This is a genomic window from Methylobacterium sp. P5_C11, assembly GCF_054049775.1.
Genome location: NZ_JBFULS010000112.1, coordinates 1 through 2,411 on the forward strand (window position 1 = coordinate 1; position 2,411 = coordinate 2,411).

General features: G+C 72.6%; 4 protein-coding genes. All 4 read left to right on the forward strand.

The features are described 5' to 3' along the window. A partial coding sequence (locus ACXJKQ_RS27515; RefSeq protein ID WP_457108838.1) for an IS5 family transposase occupies positions 1–412 on the forward strand: 412 nt, incomplete at its 5' end. 96 nt (positions 413–508) lie between these two features. Then, a complete protein-coding gene (locus ACXJKQ_RS27520; RefSeq protein ID WP_457108839.1) occupies positions 509–799 on the forward strand; it encodes a methanol dehydrogenase [cytochrome c] subunit in 291 nt (96 codons plus the stop codon). A gap of 128 nt (positions 800–927) precedes the next feature. Further along, the gene (locus tag ACXJKQ_RS27525; RefSeq protein WP_457108840.1) at positions 928–1,959 is read left to right on the forward strand and encodes an AAA family ATPase; all 1,032 of its coding nucleotides are present in this window, start codon (positions 928–930) and stop codon (positions 1,957–1,959) included. Positions 1,960–1,970: 11 nt separating this feature from the next. Beyond that, positions 1,971–2,411, forward strand: a 441-nt coding sequence (locus ACXJKQ_RS27530) for a DUF58 domain-containing protein (protein ID WP_457108841.1), incomplete at its 3' end; no start/stop codon positions are given.

Below are 2,411 nucleotides of genomic sequence, written 5' to 3' on the forward strand. Positions count from 1 at the left end.
TGGCCGCTCGCGTGGCGGCTATGGCACCAAGGCTTGCGTGATCGCCGACGGGCAGGGCCGCGCCATCGCCTTCCGGCTGGCATCGGGACAGGCGCACGAACTGCCCCATGCGGTTCCATTGCTCGACCAACTGCCAGGCGTGCCCAAGTGGGTCGTCGGAGACCGCGGCTACACCAGTCACGCCTTCCGCGAGCACATCTGGAACATGGGTGCGCGCCCCGCGATCCCGCCTCAGCGCCACGAGACCCCAGTCGCCTGCCCGGACTGGATCTACAACAATCGCAATCAGGTCGAGCGCCTCTGGGCGAGGCTCAAGGAATGGCGTGCCATCGCAACCCGCTACGAGAAAACCGCCACAAGCTTCATGGGTGTCCTGTCCCTCGCCGCAGCCCTCGACTGGCTCAAGCGATGACACGCCCTAGGCGTTCTCGGCAAGTCGCGCCCCGCGGGAGACGGGGCGAACCGGCGGCCCGACCGGCCGCCCCAGGAAGAGACGGAGGAATCAACGATGCGCACAGTGATCACGGCGGCGATGCTGATCGCGGGGGCGGCCTTCGCGGTGCCGGCGCTGGCCTATGACGGGCAGACCTGCAAGGCGCCGGGCAATTGCTGGCAGCCGAAGCCCGGCTTCCCCGAGAAGGTCGCCGGGTCCAAGTACGATCCCAAGCACGACCCGAAGGAGGTCGGCAAGCAGGCCGACTCCATCAAGCAGATGGAGGAGCGCAACAGGAAGCGGATCGAGAACGCCAAGAAGACCGGCAAGTTCGAGTACGACGTCGCCAAGATGTCCTCGAATTGATCGCGGCAAACCGAGCGCGGCCGACCGTCCCGAGGCCCGGCCCCGGGACGGTCGGTACCGCGCGCCGCACCGCACCGACACGCCGCACCGATACCCGGCGCCCAGCCCGACACCGCAGGCACCGTTTCATGAACACCCTCCGTCCCGGAGACACGATGCTCACCGACTGGCGGGCGGCGGCGGCCCGTTTCGAGGCGGAGGTCGCCAAGGCGGTGGTCGGGCAGGAGCGGGCGATCCGCCTCGTGACGATCGCGGTCTTCGCCCGCGGCCACGTGATGCTCGAGGGCGATGTCGGCGTCGGCAAGACCACCCTGCTGCGGGCGGTGGCCCGGGCGCTGGGCGGCGCCTACGAGCGCGTCGAGGGCACGGTCGACATGATGCCGACCGACCTGATCTACCACACCTATCTCGGCCCCGACGGCCGGCCGCGGGTCGATCCCGGCCCGGTCCTGGCGCGGGCCGAGGATCTCTCGGTGTTCTTCTTCAACGAGATCAACCGGGCGCGGCCGCAGGTCCACGCCCTGCTGCTCCGGCTGATGGCCGAGCGCAGCGTCCAGGCCTTCGGCCGAACCTACACGTTCCCGAACCTGCAGGTCTTCGCCGACCGCAACCGCGTCGAGCGCGAGGAGACGTTCGAGCTGCCGGCCGCGGCCCGCGACCGCTTCCTGATGGAGATCGGGCTGGAGGCGCCCCGGGACGCGGCGGTGCGCCGGAGCCTGGTCTTCGACCCGCGCTTCCACGACACGGACGCTCTCGTCGGCGCGGTCGCCGAGGGCGTGCTCGACCAGGCCCGGATCGGCGGCATCGCGGCCGCGATCCAGCACGCCGTCCGCGCGGAGCCGTCGATCGAGGCCTACGTGGTGGCCCTCTGGGACGCGCTGGTCCGCCCCGCGGAGGCCGGGATCCGGCTCCCGGGCGTCGACACCGCCACCCTCGTGCAGGGCGGCGCCTCGCCGCGCGGCGTCGCCTTCCTGGTGCGCGCCGCCCGGGTGCGGGCGTGGCTGGAGGGCCGCGACTGGCTGGCGCCCGAGGATGTGCGGGCGGTCTTCACCGCCGTGATGGCCCACCGCGTCTTCCTCGAACCCGTCCACGAATTGCAGCGCGGCGCGATCGTGCCCGCCCTGTGCCGGGCCGCGTTCGAGACGGTGCCGGCGCCGTGAGCGACCCGCGCATGGCCGACATCGTCTACCTGCCGCGCTGGCGGCCGCGCGGCAGCCGGGCCGGCCTCCACCGGGGGCGCGATGCCGGCGGCTCCGGCCCGCTCCGCGATCAGGTGTCGTTCCTGCAGCTGCCGGATGCGCGCCGCATCGACCTGCGCGCGACGCTGCGCGATCCGTTCGAGGGCGTGCATGTCCGCCGCTTCGAGGCGCGGACCGCCGTCGAGACCTGGGTCCTGGTCGACCTCTCGGCCTCGATGGGCTTCCGCGGCACGGCCGACCGGGCGCGGCTCACGGGCGATCTCTGCCGGGCGCTGGCCGTCTCGGCGACCCGGATCAGCGACGGGTTCGGCCTGATCGGCTGCGACGAGACCCTGCGCGACGACCTCACCCTGCCCGCCACCCGCCACCGGGGCGCGGCCGTCGCCGCCGCCGAGCGGGTCGCGGGCGCGCCC